10 protein-coding genes are annotated in these 18,922 nt (G+C 43.2%); 5 read left to right on the plus strand and 5 right to left on the minus strand.

Annotated elements, in window-relative coordinates; translation table 11 throughout:
* The first annotated feature begins 156 nt into the window (after positions 1–156).
* The 5 genes from ACGHVY_RS19670 (at position 157) to ACGHVY_RS19690 (ending at position 10,265) form a co-directional block, all read left to right on the plus strand.
* Positions 157–1,356 (plus strand): glycoside hydrolase family 88 protein, encoded by a 1,200-nt coding sequence (locus ACGHVY_RS19670; protein ID WP_390600879.1) that lies wholly within the window; start codon positions 157–159, stop codon positions 1,354–1,356.
* 9 nt (positions 1,357–1,365) lie between these two features.
* On the plus strand, positions 1,366–2,337 hold the full coding sequence (locus tag ACGHVY_RS19675) for a pectinesterase family protein (protein WP_390600882.1): 972 nt from the start codon (positions 1,366–1,368) through the stop codon (positions 2,335–2,337).
* 359 nt (positions 2,338–2,696) lie between these two features.
* Positions 2,697–4,445, plus strand: coding sequence for a pectinesterase family protein (locus tag ACGHVY_RS19680; protein ID WP_390600884.1), 1,749 nt, complete (start codon positions 2,697–2,699; stop codon positions 4,443–4,445).
* Between the two features lie 654 nt (positions 4,446–5,099).
* Complete coding sequence (locus ACGHVY_RS19685) at positions 5,100–5,552, plus strand: hypothetical protein (protein ID WP_390600886.1); 453 nt, start codon at positions 5,100–5,102, stop codon at positions 5,550–5,552.
* Positions 5,553–5,660: 108 nt separating this feature from the next.
* Positions 5,661–10,265 carry a two-component regulator propeller domain-containing protein gene (locus ACGHVY_RS19690; RefSeq protein WP_390600889.1) on the plus strand — a complete coding sequence of 1,535 codons (4,605 nt, stop codon included), beginning with the start codon at positions 5,661–5,663 and terminating at the stop codon, positions 10,263–10,265.
* Between the two features lie 66 nt (positions 10,266–10,331).
* Here the strand turns inward: ACGHVY_RS19690 and ACGHVY_RS19695 are convergent, their stop codons facing one another.
* The 5 genes from ACGHVY_RS19695 to ACGHVY_RS19715 form a co-directional block, all read right to left on the minus strand.
* Positions 10,332–11,807: a pectate lyase gene (locus ACGHVY_RS19695; RefSeq protein WP_390600892.1), complete on the minus strand. Its 1,476-nt coding sequence runs from the start codon at positions 11,805–11,807 to the stop codon at positions 10,332–10,334.
* A gap of 8 nt (positions 11,808–11,815) precedes the next feature.
* Positions 11,816–13,363, minus strand: coding sequence for a pectate lyase (locus tag ACGHVY_RS19700; protein WP_308744659.1), 1,548 nt, complete (start codon positions 13,361–13,363; stop codon positions 11,816–11,818).
* Positions 13,364–13,493: 130 nt separating this feature from the next.
* Entirely contained in the window at positions 13,494–15,023 is a 1,530-nt protein-coding gene (locus tag ACGHVY_RS19705; protein ID WP_390600895.1) for a pectate lyase, read from the minus strand.
* A 107-nt stretch (positions 15,024–15,130) separates the two neighbouring features.
* Positions 15,131–16,951 (minus strand): DUF5123 domain-containing protein, encoded by a 1,821-nt coding sequence (locus ACGHVY_RS19710; RefSeq protein ID WP_390600897.1) that lies wholly within the window; start codon positions 16,949–16,951, stop codon positions 15,131–15,133.
* Between the two features lie 15 nt (positions 16,952–16,966).
* On the minus strand, positions 16,967–18,910 hold the full coding sequence (locus ACGHVY_RS19715; protein WP_308744656.1) for a RagB/SusD family nutrient uptake outer membrane protein: 1,944 nt from the start codon (positions 18,908–18,910) through the stop codon (positions 16,967–16,969).
* Between the last annotated feature and the right edge of the window lie 12 nt (positions 18,911–18,922).

An 18,922-nucleotide genomic window follows, 5' to 3' on the forward strand; every position in this document is an offset into this window, starting at 1 on the left:
ACATTTTTGACGTTTACGTGCACAAAATTAGTCGTTTCCGTGCACGAAAAACAAAAAATGCACCTACTTGATTAAAAAATCCCACTGGCTTTAACGGAAAAACACTACTTTCGTACCGTGAAAGACTCGTATGTTTAATCCTTAAAATGACAAACCATGAGACGAACCTCTTTTTATAATTTTTTTATATTGGCTCTACTGGTCGCAATCGCCCTTCCGGCATCCTCTCAGCAGGTAGACAGCAAGCTGCCCTGGTCTGTACGGATGACTGAATCGGAGATAATCCGTTATCCCGAATCCTGGCAGCTCGACTTCCAGCCGAAGTTGAAGTGGGATTATTGCCACGGACTGGAACTGGGAGCTATGCTCGACGTTTACGACACTTACGGCGACAAGAAAATTCGCGATTACGCCATCGCCTACGCAGATACAATGGTTCATGAAGACGGAACGATTACCGCTTATAAATTAACCGATTACAGTCTCGACCGTATCAACTCCGGAAAGATTCTTTTCCGTATCTATGAGCAGACGAAGAATCCCAAATATAAGAAAGCGCTCGATTTGCTTTACAGCCAGTTCGAAGGACAGCCGCGCAATGAGGACGGCGGCTTCTGGCACAAGAAGATTTATCCGTATCAGATGTGGCTGGACGGACTTTACATGGGGGCTCCTTTCTATGCGGAATATGCGTTCCGCAACAATCTTCCGCAGGATTATGCAGACGTAATCAACCAATTTGTCACCTGTGCCCGTCATACGTACGATCCGAAAAACGGTCTGTACCGTCATGCTGCCGATGTAAGCCGCACCGAGCGTTGGGCAGATCCGGTGACCGGACAGTCCAAACACAGTTGGGGACGTGCTATGGGATGGTATGCCATGGCATTGGTAGATGCCTTGGAGTTTATTCCGAAGCATGAAGCCGGAAGGGATTCCCTGCTCGCTATTCTGGATAACATTGCCGTTCAGGTGAAGAAACTGCAAGACCCGAAGACCGGAGCATGGTATCAAGTGCTCGACAAGAGTGGTGAGAAGGGAAATTATCTTGAGTCATCCTGTTCCGCCATGTTTGTTTATTCCTTATTCAAGGCAGTCCGTCTGGGATATATTGATAAGTCTTACCTTGATGTGGCGCTGAAAGGGTACAAAGGTTTCCTGAAAAACTTTATCGAAGTGGATAAGGATGGATTGGTGACCATCACCAAGGCCTGTGCCGTAGCCGGACTGGGTGGAAAGGTCTACCGTTCCGGAGATTATGAGTATTATATCAACGAAACTATCCGCAATAACGACCCCAAAGCAGTGGGGCCTTTTATCATGGCGAGCTTGGAGTATGAACGTTTACAAAAATAATTTCTACCGATGAAAAGGGCATTTTTTAAAGGAATGATGTTGTTTCTACTGTTGAGTGCAGGGGGGACATCGGTCTATTCGCAGCAACAGCAACGCAAAGATACGTTGGTCGTGACACGTGACGGCACAGGAGATTACCGTACTGTTCAGGAAGCAGTGGAAGCCGTCCGCGCTTTTATGGACTACACGGTGACTATTTATATCAAGAATGGCACGTACAAAGAAAAACTGGTGATTCCCTCTTGGGTGGAAAACGTGCAATTGGTAGGCGAGAGTGAAGAAAAGACGATTATCACGTACGATGACCATGCCAATATCAACAAAATGGGAACATTCCGCACTTATACCGTCAAGGTGGAAGGCAATGACATCACTTTCAAGAACTTGACGGTTGAGAATAATGCGGCTCCTTTGGGGCAGGCAGTGGCCCTTCATACCGAAGGCGACCGGCTGATGTTCGTCAATTGCCGTTTCCTCGGCAATCAGGATACTGTCTATACCGGTTCGGAAGGAGCCCGTCTTTTATTCACCAACTGCTATATAGAAGGTACTACCGACTTTATATTCGGTCCTTCTACGGCACTTTTTGAATATTGCGAACTGCATAGCAAACGTGATTCGTATATTACCGCCGCTTCGACTCCTCAAAATGAAGAGTTCGGCTATGTCTTCAAAAACTGTAAACTGACCGCTGCTCCGGGAGTGAAAAAGGTGTATTTAGGTCGCCCCTGGCGTCCTTACGCCGCTACGGTGTTTATTAATTGTGAGTTTGGCAGTCATATCCGCCCCGAAGGATGGCATAACTGGAAGAATCCGGAGAATGAAAAGACAGCCCGTTATGCCGAATTTGGAAATACTGGCGAAGGTGCAGGTACATCGGGACGTGTCGGATGGGGAAAACAACTCACAAAAAAGGAAGCATTGAGGTACACACCGGAGAATATCTTTAAAGAAAACAGTAACTGGTATCCTTATAAGTAGAAATAAATAAGGTTACCGACTGCTTATGTAGCTTGAACTTTCCAGTAGCTAAGTACGAAACTCCTGTTTCCAGGCACAGAACTCCCGTTTCCAGGCTGGGAACTGTAGTTTCCCTACGTGGATACTCGCGTTTCTCTACGTGGATACTTGCGTTTCCCTACGTGGAAACCGGAATTTCTCTACGTGGAAACTGAATTGGATGCGTGCAAAACAGGCGGACGTGCAGTGTTGCAGATAAACATCTGCAACGGTATCTGCAACAGGTATCTGCAACACTGCAATGGGTTGATAGCAAGTGAGATACAAGCAAAATGTTGCAGATGGCAGATAAAAATGAAAAATAAAAACTCATAGAAGGTATGAAGAATATGAAAACACTCAGGGCTAAAATGCTAGGATTACTGGCGGTTGCCTTTGTTCTTTGTTCTGCATTTCGTGCGGACAAACATGTCGTAACTATCTTTATGATAGGGGATTCGACTATGGCAAATAAGAAGTTGGACGGCGGAAATCCTGAGCGTGGCTGGGGAATGGTACTTCCCGGATTCTTCTCCGAAGACATAAAAATAGACAATCATGCCGCCAACGGACGCAGTTCCAAGAGTTTTATTACCGAAGGACGTTGGGCAAAAGTCATCTCCAAAGTGAAAAAAGGCGATTATGTCTTTATCCAGTTCGGACATAACGATGAAAAAGCGGACTCTACCCGTCACACCGAGCCGGGAACTACTTTCGACGACAATCTCCGTCGTTATGTAAACGAAACCCGTGCGAAAGGCGGTATCCCCGTATTGTTCAATTCCATCGTCCGTCGTAACTTCGTCCAACCGCAAGATGCTTCCATCACTAAAGATGTCCGCCGGACACCGGGGGAAAAAGAGCAACCCAAAGAAGGAACGGTCTTGTTCGATACTCATGGTGCTTATCTGGATTCTCCCCGTAATGTTGCGAAAGAACTCGGAGTTGTGTTTGTTGATATGAATAAAATCACTCATGACCTGGTGCAAGAGCTTGGACCGGTAGAATCGAAAAAACTGTTTATGTTTGTCGCTCCCAATCAGGTTCCGGCTTTCCCGAAAGGCCGCGAAGACAATACTCATTTGAATGTCTACGGAGCGCGAATCATCGCAGGTTTGGCTGTTGATGCCATCGGCAGGGAAATCCCCGAACTGGCAAAATATATCCGTCATTACGAATATGTGGTAGCCCAAGACGGCAGCGGTGATTTCTTTACCGTGCAGGAAGCAATCAATGCCGTCCCCGACTTCCGTAAAAATATCCGTACCACGATTCTGGTCCGCAAAGGCACTTACAAAGAAAAGATTATCATCCCTGAAAGCAAGATTAATATCTCCTTGATAGGAGAGGATGGCGCAGTACTGACTAATGACGATTTCGCCAATAAGAAAAACGTATTCGGTGAAAACATGGGAACTTCCGGTTCGTCCGGTTGCTATATCTATGCTCCGGACTTTTATGCCGAGAATATCACATTCGAAAACTCATCCGGTCCCGTAGGGCAAGCCGTCGCCTGCTTTGTTTCTGCCGACCGTGCATATTTCAAGAATTGCCGCTTCTTAGGTTTCCAAGATACCCTCTACACTTACAGCAAACAAAGCCGCCAATATTACGAAGACTGCTACATCGAAGGAACCGTCGATTTTATCTTCGGCTGGTCTACCGCTGTGTTCAACCGCTGCCATATTCACAGCAAGCGTGACGGCTATGTGACTGCTCCTTCTACCGACAAAGGGAAAAAGTACGGTTACGTCTTTTACGACTGCAAGCTCACCGCAGAACCGGAAGCCACAAAAGTATATCTTTCCCGTCCCTGGCGTCCGTATGCTCAGGCTGTATTTATCCGTTGCGAACTGGGAAAACACATTCTTCCCGAAGGTTGGAATAACTGGGGTAAAAAGGAGAACGAGAAAACTGCCTTTTACGCCGAATATGAGAGCCGTGGCGAGGGAGCCAACCCAAAAGCGCGTGCTGCTTTCGCCCGTCAGTTGAAGAATCTGAAAGGATATGAGATAAAAACAGTTCTGGCAGGGGATGATGGTTGGAATCCTGCGGAAGATGGAAATAAGTTGCTGGATGTAAAACGTTGACTGTACCCGAAAGGATATTATTTTCTATTGCTTTTTTTCTTTAAGTGTGGGTTTATCGGATACACACTTGCGGAAGTTGTCACGAAACTTTTCAACTTCATGAACGGTCATTTTAGGATTAGGTACAGTATGTATCATGACTATATTGATTCAGTACTACAAAGGTACAGACATTTGCACATTATTTCTACTCTGTATTATTCTTGTATTAAAAAAATATATATATCTTTGTCGCACGCTTTCTGCCCATCAGCGAGATGAACAGGCGGAAAGCGGTTTTTATTTCTAAATGGAGTAAAAACGTATTATCTCTCATCTTCAAAATAGCTAATTTTATACAGAGGGATGATACGACAGATACTCCACGTGAACGGATGTATATCAACATATTCGTAGAAGATGTGTTATATATAAATGATTGGCGTGGGTGTCTGTTGTTATCATTATCTTGTAGAGGGTGTAGCTAGCCTGAAGATGGATATATGATACAGCAGCATTCATGCCTTTCTTATATCCGGTCGGTCTTTTATAACCCTTAGAATGACCCAACCAATTCGCCCTGCCGATTGGGAATCTGAAAGCATGAATGCTTCTTCTGTCATTCGATATACTGTTATATACTCCTTATTGTTAAACACTTAAAAAACAAACACTATGTCAGGATTAATAAGCTTGGAAGCAGCCGCCCAAAAGTATGGAATAAAGGAAGAAACCATTCGCCTTTGGATAGAATTGGAAAAATTTGAAGGAACTCGTAAAAGAGGGGACGAAGTTTTGGTAGACGGTAAGATACTTGAAGAATATTTGATTTGGCGAAAGACATGTCGGATTTCGGCAGATTATCTGGACGATTTGGAAATGTTTAGTTATAATCAGACTGCAATGAACAAAATATATCATGAAGTCATCAAATTGCAGGAAATACAAATCAATCAACAACAAGAAAGGATTAACGAATTAGAAAAGATGTCGGAAGTGATTGATGCAGAACTGGAGCGGGTTCATGCCATTGAGAGAGTAATCATTTCAAACCTGGACGAGTCGCTGGCATCCCGAATAACTGACTGGGTAGTACGGGGATGGAGAAGGCGCTTCTCATCTAAGTAATCTCCTCCGATTCTGTTAAATAGCTGATAAAGATAATGCCAAACTATTGTTATTTTCTTATATTTGTCCGTTCGTTATAAGCACCATTAATTATTAAGGGCATAATCGATGATGAAAAGAATCTTATATCTGGCTATTTCGAGTTTACTAGTCTGGACGGCCGTACAGGCGCAGACAAACAGTTTTTTTACCCATTATTCCACAGAAGACGGATTGTCACAGAATACGGTGATGAATATCCTTCAGGATCATAAAGACAACCTTTGGTTTGCCACCTGGGATGGAATCAACCGTTTCAACGGATATACATTCAAGACATACAAGGCACGTCAGGGAAATTACATCAGTCTGACCAATAATCGTGTAGACCGTATGTACGAGGACTGTTACGGTTTTCTCTGGTTGTTGACTTATGATAATCGTGTCCATCGTTTCGACCCCAAAACGGAAACTTTCGAACAAGTGCCGGCTACCGGTGAGGAGGGGAGCGCATTCAACATACATACTATCGAAGTGATGCCGAATGGAACCGTCTGGCTGTTGACTGAAAACGACGGGGCGATTCGTATCCTTACCCATCCGGACAAGAATAATCGTCTGACATGGGATATTTATTCCGGTAAAACGGAATTGTTTCCTTCCTCACACGTTTTTAAAGTTCATCAGGATAAAGCCGGTAATGACTGGTTGCTGACAGACAACGGACTCGGCATGATTTGTCCCGGAGAAAAAACACCTGTTTCTTATTTTACGGAGACTAAAGGAAAGTTCGGCGGAATGAACCAGGCCTTTTATGCCGTACAAGAGCGTGATGAGGATATCTGCTTTGCTTCGGATCGCGGTCGTATCTGGCTATACCGGAAAGGAAGCGGAGAATTTACACTGCTTGAGCTTCCAACCAAAGGACGGATCACTTCCATTCATATGGTTGCACCGGAACTGTCGGTGGTCACTACCGATTCGGACGGTTTCTTTACTTATAATCTGAAAACGAAAGCAACGGTACATTATTCATTTTTGACTTGCAGGGATTTACCGGCAAAACCGATTCTCTCCGCTTATGTAGACCGTTCCTCGGAAGTCTGGTTCGAGCAGGAAGAACCGGGCGTGGTGGCTCATTTCAATCCGGCCACCGGGGTGGTGACGTGTGAGCGGATTCTTATCGAATACAGTAATCCCGAACGTTCCCGTCCGGCTTTTCATATTCATGAAGATGTGAACGGTTATCTTTGGGTGCATCCTTACGGGGGTGGTTTCTCTTATTTCGATCCTCAAAAGAAGCGGCTGGTTCCTTTTTATAACGGGCTGGGCAGCCGTGACTGGCGTTTCTCCAATAAGATTCATTCGGCCTTCTCCGACAAGCAAGGCAATCTGTGGCTCTGTACCCATTCCAAAGGTTTGGAAAAGGTGACTTATCGCAATGTACCTTTTTCGATGATGACTCCCGTGCCGCAGGAATACGAGTCGATTCATAATGAAATACGTGCCCTTTGTGAAGACAAATTGGGAAATCTTTGGGTAGGTGTGAAGGACGGTATACTCCGTTTGTATGATGCCGACAGAATCTATAAGGGATATCTGACGGAAAGCGGCATTGTCTCCACTACCGGCACTCCCATGAAGGGAACGGCCTATTTTGTCATTCAGGATTCGAAAGGGAGTATCTGGATTGCGACAAAAGGGGACGGGCTTATCCGTGCCGATGCAACTTCTCCTTCGGGAATGTCGTATAAGCTGACCCGTTATCTTCACCATGAAGATGATGTGTATAGTTTGAGTGACAACAATGTGTATTGCGTGTACGAAGACCATAACGGACGAATCTGGGCGGCTACTTTTGCAGGCGGTATCAATTATATCACGGAGAATGAGGACGGTAAGGTCTTGTTTATCAATCATCGGAACAACCTGAAAGGGTATCCTATCGATCCCTGCTACAAGGCTCGTTTTATCACTTCCGACAATAACGGTCGCCTGTGGGTGGGAACGACGACGGGTGCTGTCGCCTTCGACGAGAATTTCAAGAAGCCGGAAGATGTACAGTTCTACCACTTCTCCCGTATGCCGAATGATACGCTAAGTCTGAGTAATAATGATGTGCACTGGGTTATTCCGACTAAGAATAAAGAACTTTATCTGGCTACTTTTGGCGGTGGACTCAACAAATTGGTTTCTATCAGTGAGGACGGTCACGGAACGTTTAAATCTTATTCGGTGCAGGACGGACTTCCTTCGGATGTGTTGCTTTCTATCCGCGAGGATAATAAACAGAACTTGTGGATAAGTACGGAGAATGGCATCTGTAAGTTCATTCCGTCCGAAGAACGGTTCGAGAGCTATGATGAACGTAGTATTACTTTCCCCGTACGCTTTAGCGAGGCGGCTTCCGCATTGACAACGAACGGCAGTATGCTTTTCGGAGCCAGTGGCGGAGTCTTTATCTTCAATCCGGATTCTATTCGTAAGAGCAGTTATGTCCCGCCTATCGTGTTTTCCAAATTGATGGTATCCAATGAGGAAATTGTGCCCGGCAGGCAATCGCTGTTGCAGGTGGATATTGATGATACGGAACAATTGGTGCTTTCGCACAAAGAGAATATCTTCTCCGTTCAGTTTGCGGCACTCGATTATACCAACCCGCAGAATGTGCAGTATGCATATATTCTGGACGGATTTGAAAAACAGTGGACATTTGCCGACAAGCAGCGTAATGTGGCCTATACGAATCTTCCGAAAGGGGAGTATGTGCTTCGTGTCCGTTCTACGAACAGCGACGGTGTGTGGGTGGATAATGAGCGTACGCTGGGTATTGTCATTCTTCCCTCTTTCTGGGAAACTCCGGTGGCTTATGTGCTTTATGTGTTGTTTATTCTGATTATCATTCTTGTGGCTGTTTATATCCTGTTTACTATTTATCGGTTGAAACATGAGGTGTCCGTAGAGCAACAGATTTCGGATATAAAGCTGCGTTTCTTTACTAATATCTCTCATGAGCTCCGCACTCCGCTTACGCTGATAGCCGGCCCCGTAGAACAAATCCTGAAGAATGACAGACTGCCGGAGGATGCCCGTGAGCAGTTGGTGGTGGTAGAGCGGAACACGAACCGTATGCTCCGTCTTGTCAATCAGATTCTGGATTTCCGCAAGATTCAGAACAAGAAGATGAAGATGCAGGTACAGCGTGTGGATGTGGTGTCTTTTATTCGTAAGGTGATGGATAACTTTGAAGCCGTTGCCGAGGAACATCGGATTGATTTTCTGTTCGAGACGGAGAAACAGCATCTTTATCTTTGGGTGGATGTGGATAAATTGGAGAAGATTGTGTTTAATCTGCTTTCCAATGCTTTTAAGTATACGCCGAACGGGAAGATGATTACGGTTTTTATCCGCGAAGATGAGAATACCGTCTCTGTCGGTGTGCAGGATCAGGGTATCGGCATTGCGGAGAATAAGAAGAAATCGTTGTTTGTCCGTTTTGAGAATCTGGTGGACAGGAATCTTTTCAATCAGGCTAGCACAGGAATCGGGCTTTCGCTGGTGAAGGAGCTTGTGGAGATGCACAAAGCTACAATTTCTGTTGATAGCCGTCTGGGGGAAGGAAGTTGTTTCAAGGTTGATTTCCTGAAAGGGAAAGAGCATTATGACGAAGAAGTGGAATTTATCCTTGAGGATGCGGAAACTCCGGTTAGAATGGGGCAGGTGGTGGATATAGCCAATGCGTCGCTCCAGTCTGAAACTTTGGTGTCGGCAGACGGGCCGGGAACTGAAGAATCGTCTTCGGTAGAGGAATCGGTGGCGGAAGATAACTCCAAGGAGTTAATGCTGCTGGTGGAAGATAATCAGGAATTGCGTCAATTCCTGCGTAGTATATTCAGTCCGATGTACAGGGTGGTGGAGGCTGCCGACGGACTGGAAGGCTGGAGCAAGGCATTGAAGTATTTGCCGGATATTATTATCAGTGACGTGATGATGCCGGAGAAAGACGGTATCGGGATGACTAGGGAACTACGTGCGGATATGACGACGAGCCATATACCTATTATTCTGCTTACTGCCAAGACAACGATTGAAAGCAAACTGGAAGGGTTGGAGTATGGCGCGGATGATTATATAACGAAGCCTTTCAGCGCCACGTATCTGCAAGCCCGTGTGGAAAACTTGCTGATGCAGCGGAAGAAGCTGCAAACTTTCTATCGGGAGAGCCTGATGCATATCAATATGGCTGCCGCTTCCGAGGAATTGCCTGCATCTTCGAGTGAAGTATCTGGAGAAGAAAGTAAAGTTGGAACGGGGCAGGAACTGCAATCTCAATCGCAACCTCAACCGCAACCGACATCTCAACCGCAATCGCAAGCTCAACCGACTGTGCCTGATATGTCTCCCAATGACCGTAAGTTTATGGATAAGCTGGTGGAATTGATGGAGCAGAACATGGATAATGGCGAACTGGTGGTGGATGATTTGGTGCGCGAACTGGCTGTCAGCCGTTCGGTGTTTTTCAAAAAGCTGAAAACGCTTACCGGACTGGCACCTATTGAGTTTATCAAGGAAATCCGTATCAAACGTGCTACGCAACTGATTGAGACCGGAGAGTTTAATATGACGCAGATTTCGTATATGGTCGGAATCAATGACCCGCGTTATTTCAGTAAGTGCTTTAAGGCGCAGGTGGGGATGACGCCGACGGAGTATAAGGAAAAGGTGGGAAGATAATAATATATGGTATAAGAAGAGGGGAAACTCAGTTAAAAGTTTCCCCCTCTTATATGCTTGTTTATTCTATTTTTTAGGATATAAATGATTGACCAGACTGTTCATATATATTTCCAGGTTTGTATATTCTTGACTTAAAGTATATTTGGAACCGTCAGACGAATCGTTGGGATTCAGATTATGTTTCTTTTCCCATTCGTCGGGTATGCCGTCACCATCTGTATCTAGAGGAGCCGGTTCTGATTTGTATTCAGGCCATCCGCCCACATCGGACGGTTGGTCGATCATTCCGTTTGTACTTCCGTGAGAACCTTCATGGGTATAAGTTCCTTTACGGGTTTCTTCTACAATACGCCGGTCTACGGCATCACGGCGATAGGAAGCGCCTGCAAACAGGAGAATGTCTTTGTAGGCTTCCTTTGCCGGTTGCAGGGAAGTATGTTCCGCTATATCAAATGCTTTTTTGGATAGTACTTCTTTTTCGGTTGCAAAGTCTTTTTTGATGACCAGACCGTAAGAGTTGTCCATATTCACTTTGTATAGAGCTTCTTTTTGCTTGTCCGTCAGCTTTGAGCAAGTTGGATCCATATAGTTGCCGTTGAAATAGAATACACCGTGAACACCTGCTGCGTTTTTGTTCTTGCCATCGTCTGCATAGGCAGTGAACAGACGTTTGAAAGAGGCTTTCGTTGCACTGAAAGGGCCGGGCTTATAGTAATTATTGATGAAGTTGTAAGAACCACCTTCACCAGCATAAGCACCGTCACTGCCATAATTGTAAATCACATTGTTGAATAATTCAACCTTTTCATCTTTCGGTCTGCCGGTATAGCGGCTTCCGCAAAGGCGGGGAGTGCGGTTGGTGTGATGAGCCAATAAGTTATGATGGAAAGTGGCAGGCTGTCCACCCCAAATACCACCATAGCCGTGTGCTCCTTTTTCGTGGATGGAGTTGGCGAGACTTTCGCTGATAAGACACCATTGAAGAGTGAAGTTGCTGTTACCGTAGAAAGTCGCACATTCGTCTGTGCACCAGCTCATAGAACAATGGTCGATGATAATATTCTTGTGAGCTTTTGTGCCATTCATTGCATCATCACCTTTTTGTTTGATGTCGGCTCCCATACGTGATCGGATAAAACGAACAATTACGTTGTCTGCCTGAATAGAGAAAGTATAGTTTTTCAGGCAGATGCCATCACCCGGAGCGGTTTGTCCGGCTATGGTGACATCGCCATTATTGACTCTTAATGGTTGCTGAAGTTCAATGGTTCCGCTTACGGCAAAGACGATGGTGCGGGAGCCTTCCTTACCGATAGCCCAGCGAAAGGTTCCTTCGGAACCGTCGTCGGCTAGTGAAGTTACTGTGTAGACTGCACCACCAGCTCCGCCGCTGGTGTATTTCCCGGCGCCGTCTGCGCCAGGGAAAGCTATTATTTTAGAACGGTCGGGGGTAGGATAACCTTTACTTTGACTATTTATTATCTGAGGAGATAAAAATAGAGCAATTAATAATAAGGGCTTGAAAATGAATTTTCTCATTTTGTAATTTAGTTATTAGGTGTCGGGTATAATGTGTTGACTAAACTATTAAGATATACTTCCAGATTCGTATACTTTTCGTGAAGAACGCATTGGTTACCATCTTTTTTATCATTAAAATTCAAACCATTCTTCTTTTCCCATTCATCGGGTATTCCGTCACCGTCAGTATCTTTTAGCGGTGAATGGGTTTCTACATATTCATTCCATCCTTCTACATCAGCTGGAGTGTCTATCAGGCCGTATATTCCACCATTGGAACCTTTATATGTATAATTGCCTTCTTTCACTTCTTTTACAATTCGTTTGTCTATTATGTCTGGGATATTAGAGGCACCGGCATATTTTAAAACAGCCTGATAAGCTTCGTTAGCAGATTGAATGAAAGAATAATCTGCTAAAATATTAAAACGGGAAGAAACCAGCAACTTTTCAGCCGGAACTTTATATACGTTATCTTTTACATAGAAAGCAGTAGGAGAAGTATTGTCATTGTTGGCATTCTTAATTTCTGTTAATTGACTGGTTGATAAATCACTTAGGGAAGAATCATATATGTTTCCGTTCAAGTAAAATTTTCCGTAGGTTCCTGCTTTCTGATTATTTGTTCCATCGTCTATATAAGCTGTGAAAATGCGGCAATGTACTTTCTCCGCTACGTTGACAGGACCGGGTTTGTAGTAATTGTTTACAATATTGTATGAGCCGCCTTGTGCTCCATAAGCTCCTTCATTAGTCCAGTTATAGATGACATTATTGCATATGTCTACTTTTTCCATGTCTTCACGGTTGGAATAACGGCTTCCACAAAGTCGTGGAGTGCGGTTGCTGTGATGGGCTATCAGATTGTGATGAAAAGTTGCCGGAGTGCCTCCCCATATTCCTCCATAGCCATGTGCTCCTTTTTCGTGAATAGAGTTCGTAAGACTTTCACTGATGATACACCATTGGAGAGTGAAATTGGTATTTCCATAGAATGATGCACATTCATCGGTACTCCAACTCATGGAACAATGATCTATAATAATGTTTTGCTTGCCTGGGTAGCTTGACTGGAATCCGTTCATTGCGTCATCTCCTTTTTGCTGGATGTCTGCCCCCATCCGTGAACGAATGAACCGGATAATGACATTGTTTGCAGAAATATTAAGTGTATAGTTTTTCAGGCAGATACCTGCACCGGGTGCGGTTTGTCCAGCGATAGTGATATTGTCATTTTTAATAGATAATTTCTTTTTTAACGGAATAACTCCGCCTACAGCAAATACAACTGTTCTTGTTCCACTCTTTTCTACCGCCCAACGTAATGTTCCTTCTGAACCATCATCGGTGAGTTTTGTGACGGTGTATACAATTCCGCCTGCTCCGCCGGTTGTGTATTTACCTGCTCCTTCAGCTCCCGGAAAGGCTGGGGTGTGTTTTCGGTCGGGAAGTTGACTTTCTAGCTGGCTGTTGTCCGGTTCTTGTTCAGGCAGAAGGGGAGACGTTATTGGGTCAGTATTTGAACAGGCTGTTACGAAAAGACCTAGAATTACTGTTGGTAATATTTTATTCATGATATAATTGTTGTAAAATTACTTTAAAATGAAAAGAGAATGTGGTAAATCTGTAAACACATTCTCTTTTCATCTTTTTCAGACGAAGGTTCTCCTTCTTGTCTTATGTTAACGGGGTGACATTAGTTGTTTATTCAACTACATTACCGCCTTCTATACATTGGTCCATAATATCTTTGACCAGACTGTTCATATACATTTCAAGATTAGAATATTTGCCATGTATATCTATAGTGCGCATATTTCCGTCTAAAGCATAATTAGGATCTAGACCGTGGGCTATTTCCCATTCATCAGGTATTCCGTCACCGTCAGTGTCGGTTATACTACGTTTGGTATCGACAGTTAATGCAGGATATGGATTTCCATTCCAGAATTGATACGGGTCATTGATGTAACCCGGTTTGTTGTCTGTAGGTTCTCCATTACTGTCAGTTGTTGATGTTTGCGTAGCTTCTCCTTTGTTTACGTCATCTATGATTAGTTTGTCAACTGCATCACGATAGTTACAGGCTCCTACATACGATAGTACTTTGGTATAGGCTACTTCTGCACTATGGGTAGTTACACCGTTTGACTTAGTAACGGGAGTTTCTTTTCTGATTTTATCTTTGTTATTATCCCATGAAAAGTCGTTACTTTTGTCTGATTGTTGTTGGGCGTAGACACCGTTTGTCCAGTTATCTGCTGTAACCTCTTCATTTCCATTCATGAGATTACCATCAATAAAGAATGTTCCCCATATTCCTTTGAAGGGTTCAAAATCCGCTCCATTATCATAATCTTTTGCATAGATACCAATTTTAGCAATACGGTATTTTACTTTATCGGATGCTTTTGCTGTTGCAGGTCCCGGTTTGTAGTAGTTATTTACGATGTTTACATTCTGTGCCTCACCACCATAGCATCCTTCACCTGCCCAATTGTAGAATACATTATTACGGATGTCTACTTTTTCATCCAATTTCAATGTGGTAGGACGCGGGCCAAGGCGTGGAACACGGCTTTCACAATGGGCAATCATATTGTGATGGTAAGTAGCGAAACGACCACCCCAGTTTCCACCAAATCCATGTGTTTTTACTTTATTGCCTTCTTGCTTACTGGGAACGACACGTAGAGCTTGTGAAGCTAAACACCATTGTACGGTAGAATTTACCATACCATATACTGATAAGCATTCATCTGTACACCAACTGGTGGAACAGTGGTCAATAATAATGTTTTCTTTGTCACTGCCTCCTAAACCGTCACAGTCAATGTCGACATTTCCCGGACGGAAACGGATAAAGCGTATAATAACATTATTTGAGTTTATTATAAACGGGTAACCTGCGATACAAATACCTCCTGGAGATGTCTGTCCAGCAATAGTTAAATAATCGTTTGTTGTCTTTAGTTCACTGGTTAGATGGATGGTACCTGCTATATCGAAAACAATTGTCCTTTTGTCTTTCTGTGAAACGGCCCAACGGAATGTGCCTTCTGTTCCGTCGTCTGTTAGTTTGGTTACGTGATAAACCGAACCGTCACGTCCGCCTACTGTATTTTTTCCATGTCCTTCTGCACCAGGGAAAGCTAATAATTCACCATAATCTAATTGGACAATAGTACCTTGTTCTACTTCATTAGGAAGTAGTGGTAATGTATCATTTGTCATTTTAGGATCTATGTCAGCACAAGACGTTATTAAAAATGCGCCTATTGCCAAACTTTCACAAATTGAAAATATATTATCTTTCATGTTTTCTTAGATTAATTTGTTTATTATTTATTCCAACGGGGATCACCGTATACTTTGTATTTAGCCTCTTTCACAGTAAAGTTACCGTTTGCTGGGTCTGTGAACAGATCTGCAGATGAAATGTCTAAGGCTGTTCCCCAAGTATTTTTAGAACCAAAACTACAATCACTAGTTGTGAAAGAATCACTGAATTTTAGAGTTGGGCCTTCATATCCTTTAGTAGCCTCAGTCATACCTACAAGAGTGTTTGTGATAGTGATAGAACCGGCCTTTACTTTGTTGGTATCAATGACAGTTTTTCCTTTAGCTAAGTTATAGAATGTACAACGATCGATAGTAATTTCTGGTGTTTGTAGTAATGTAAACATAGAACCGGAAGATGTTTGATTGACTGTTGTGTTAGCCATGCTGATTTTTGCCAGTTCTACTCCGCTCACTTTTGTATTAAGAATACCATAACTACCGATATTGGTGATAACGCAATTGTTAAAGGTAATCGTGCCGAATTTTGTAGCATTAGCAGTCGTTTGTGTACGGATAATGCCGCGGAAATTGGACAAACTTAAACGATTGGCAGTAATGTCATTCACTTGGAATGAGTTTTTCACATTCAACAAATAACCGCTAGTCGTTTCGTCTATGCAGTATATGTTGTAAAACTCAATCTTTGTCAAAGAAGCATCTGCTGCCACAACTAAGTCTCCTTTATCTGCTTTTGTGTATCGTATAGGGGTTGTACTAGTACAGAAAATGGTTAACGAGGTGGTTGTTGCAGGAACGATAACTTCTTCGTTTAGTGTAATATCAGAAATGAGATTCAGAGCTATATCACCGTTTCCGTTTGTTATCGCGTTTTTGAATGCTTCAAAAGATTCAATATCTATAGCATTTGCTGGAGCTTCATATTCTGTTTCAAATGTTGCATAACCGATAATCGCCCCATTTTTAATAACCGAGAATGTATAAGTAGTACTACCTTTCAGATTTGAAGCAGTGAATGTAGTAGCCGAACCTGCCGGGAAAGCTTCTGCACCATCTGCCGTCGGACTTTCACCCGGAACAAGCGTATACGCATCTGCGACTTCTGCCCATGAGAATGAAGCACTATTATGAGTGAGTTCATCTACTGTGACCTCAATCATTTCACCTTGTGCTGTCGTTACTTTAATAGTACCACGAATAATGTCGTTGTTCAGCAATTCAATGGTATATTCTGTAAGAGATGATAAACCTTCAAAAAGGAATGAACAAGCCTCTTTGTCAGCTTCTTCTAATATAAAAGTTTCTTCGTATGGAGTAGAGGCACTGTTTGAACTGATGCGTAATGCTGTTACATTACAACCTTCCGTCCAAGAAACGCGAATAGATTCCTTGGTGATATCTCCCGCATTCTCAGTCGGTATTTCCAATAATTGCTCTTTTGTTGTTTTAACGGACTTTTCTGCGTAAACCCAATAGGATTCCTTATTTGAACCTACTGCTTTGATACGGGCATAGTAGTTCGTCTCCGGAAGTAATTCCTTAACCGTTAACGGACTTGATATTTTTTCTCCATCATTGCCGAAAACTTGACTTCCGGCTGCTTCACCCAATGCAATGTCATTTGACAATGGTTCGGTACTGATTTCTAATACGTATCCTTGTGCGTCTTTTACGCCTTTCCACGTTATTTCGATTTGGGCAATCTCGTCATCGGCTGTTAGGCTGAAATCGCCTTGTGTTGGACCAAACAGTCGATTGGCTTCTATAACCTCCCAGTCGTTACCATCGGTACAAGATGTAGAGAGGAATATTGTCAGGAGTAAACAGGTTCCTGCGCTAATGATATATTTTAAGTTTTTCATATGTTCTTTCCTTTTTTAGTTATATCCGTAGGAGTTTTTCAAAGTGCCGTTTGATGTAGATATGGTTCTTGAATAAAGCGGCAACAGATAACGATTCTTTATCGGTGTATTCAACCCGCTACTGATAGAGGGCAGATTAGTATCTTTTTGTTTGGTGTCTATTTTACCAAAACTGTCTTTGTTGGCTTCGTAAGCTTTTGTATCTGCCGGTGTTTCATACCAGGTAATCGAAGACAGGTCGATTTCTTTATAAGCCTTATCACTGTTTTTCTTATAATTGAAGTAAATCTTTTGCGGCCACTTGGTTCCTGTTCCATCATCATTTCCGATGTGGGCTTCATAAGTTGATTTAAATTCATCAATCTTGTCACTTAACAGATTCCAACGAATCAAGTCGAATTTGCGGACTCCTTCACCTGCCAGTTCCCAGGCATTCTCCTGTACGATAGCTTCAAAGAAACCTTTATCGGCAATCAGTTGATTTAGTTTTGTTGCTGCTGCATTCTGGTCGGTAAAGGCTCTTTGATGTACTTGCAGTAGAGCGTCATAAGCAGATAACGTACAATTCTTTCCGTCTAAATCTGTTCCGTATGCAGTCTGGGTTTTATGTAACTCGTTGACTACTTCTGCATACATTAATAATACGTATGCATAACGCATCTTTACTACATTGATTCCGGAGCTGATTTTAGCTTTTTCATCACCGGCCAGCACCGCTTCCAACCAAGTTGGGTTACCTGCCATCTTACGATAATCCCATTTTCCACAGTAGATACCGAAAGGGGCATTTCCTAACATTGCTTCTGTGTATGAACTTTTGTTCTCTAACTGATAAGTGGCACAAGTTAAGTCACGGCGTGTGTCGTCTCTGTCAAAAGAATAAAAATAGGGAGCTGTCAGTTTCAGAGTACCGGTAGAATTTCCTTTCTTGCCATAATCGGGAGTAGGACCATTTACGCGGAAACCTACAGTATATCCTAATTCCCCGCTTTTATTAATACCCATTGGAATCTCGAATAAATTTTCCGGTGTACTGGTTTGTAAATTTCCCACATTCATGTCCAGCCAATATTGGTCAGGAGTACTTGTCAATGCATGTTTTCCGCTATTGATAATAGTAGATAAATGCTTCTCTGCCAATTCGTACATCTTCTTTCTGGTTTCATCGTCACAACGTTGCGTTGGATAGTTGTCATCCGAATTTTTTGTCGCAGTAATATAACCCTCTTTAGCAGACTCACGGATAAACCAGCCGGCACGTGTTAATGCTATATTGGCTAACAGACCATGTGCATAACCACGTGTGACATGTTCTGTTGTCTGTTCGCCGGCCCAAGGCAGGTCAGGAATAGATTCTTCCAGATCCGCAATCAAGTTTTCCATAATAACATCCCGATCCGTTTTTCCTAAATAAGCATTACTCAGGTCGGATTTGGAGATTTCTACTTTATAAGGTACGTCTCCAAACAAGCGGATCAAGTCAAGGTAAATCATTGCGCGTAATGTCTTGGCTTCTGCTCTGAAACGTAGCATGGTAGCTCTTGATTCATTTCCCTCTTCAATAAGGGAGCTATTGTCCACTCCGTTTATTACTAGGTTGGCATCTTCTATTACTCCGTACATATTATTCCATACGGTTTCCAAATCTGCAAATCCGGGAGAAGCATTGTAATTGAACACACCACGTTGATGAGTTGTGTTTTGAGCATCGCTCCCCAATCCGTCTATTAATTCGCAGTCGGTGTTTAGTCCGGCTTGGATAGGCATGAACTGAGAATAGGTTTTGTCTTGCGTCAGTCCGCCATATACTTTATTCAACGTAAGTTCTGTGTAGTATTCGTTGTTGAATACCACTTTGTCGTTCATCTCAGAAGGAGATGACTGGTCAAGGAAATCGGAACATGCAGTCAAAGACAACAGTCCGGTAGCCAAAAATACAGATTTATATATATGTTTCATAAATTCGTTAAT

The sequence above is a fragment of the Bacteroides sp. f07 genome (assembly GCF_042854785.1).
Classification (GTDB): domain Bacteria; phylum Bacteroidota; class Bacteroidia; order Bacteroidales; family Bacteroidaceae; genus Bacteroides.

Bases quoted from the DNA above. Each gene is read 5' to 3' on its own strand.
- ACGHVY_RS19670 (WP_390600879.1), top strand. From the start codon at position 157: ATGAGACGAACCTCTTTTTATAATTTTTTTATATTGGCTCTACTGGTC.
- ACGHVY_RS19675 (WP_390600882.1), top strand. From the start codon at position 1,366: ATGAAAAGGGCATTTTTTAAAGGAATGATGTTGTTTCTACTGTTGAGT.
- ACGHVY_RS19680 (WP_390600884.1), top strand. From the start codon at position 2,697: ATGAAGAATATGAAAACACTCAGGGCTAAAATGCTAGGATTACTGGCG.
- ACGHVY_RS19685 (WP_390600886.1), top strand. From the start codon at position 5,100: ATGTCAGGATTAATAAGCTTGGAAGCAGCCGCCCAAAAGTATGGAATA.
- ACGHVY_RS19690 (WP_390600889.1), top strand. From the start codon at position 5,661: ATGATGAAAAGAATCTTATATCTGGCTATTTCGAGTTTACTAGTCTGG.
- ACGHVY_RS19695 (WP_390600892.1), bottom strand. From the start codon at position 11,807: ATGAGAAAATTCATTTTCAAGCCCTTATTATTAATTGCTCTATTTTTA.
- ACGHVY_RS19700 (WP_308744659.1), bottom strand. From the start codon at position 13,363: ATGAATAAAATATTACCAACAGTAATTCTAGGTCTTTTCGTAACAGCC.
- ACGHVY_RS19705 (WP_390600895.1), bottom strand. From the start codon at position 15,023: ATGACAAATGATACATTACCACTACTTCCTAATGAAGTAGAACAAGGT.
- ACGHVY_RS19710 (WP_390600897.1), bottom strand. From the start codon at position 16,951: ATGAAAAACTTAAAATATATCATTAGCGCAGGAACCTGTTTACTCCTG.
- ACGHVY_RS19715 (WP_308744656.1), bottom strand. From the start codon at position 18,910: ATGAAACATATATATAAATCTGTATTTTTGGCTACCGGACTGTTGTCT.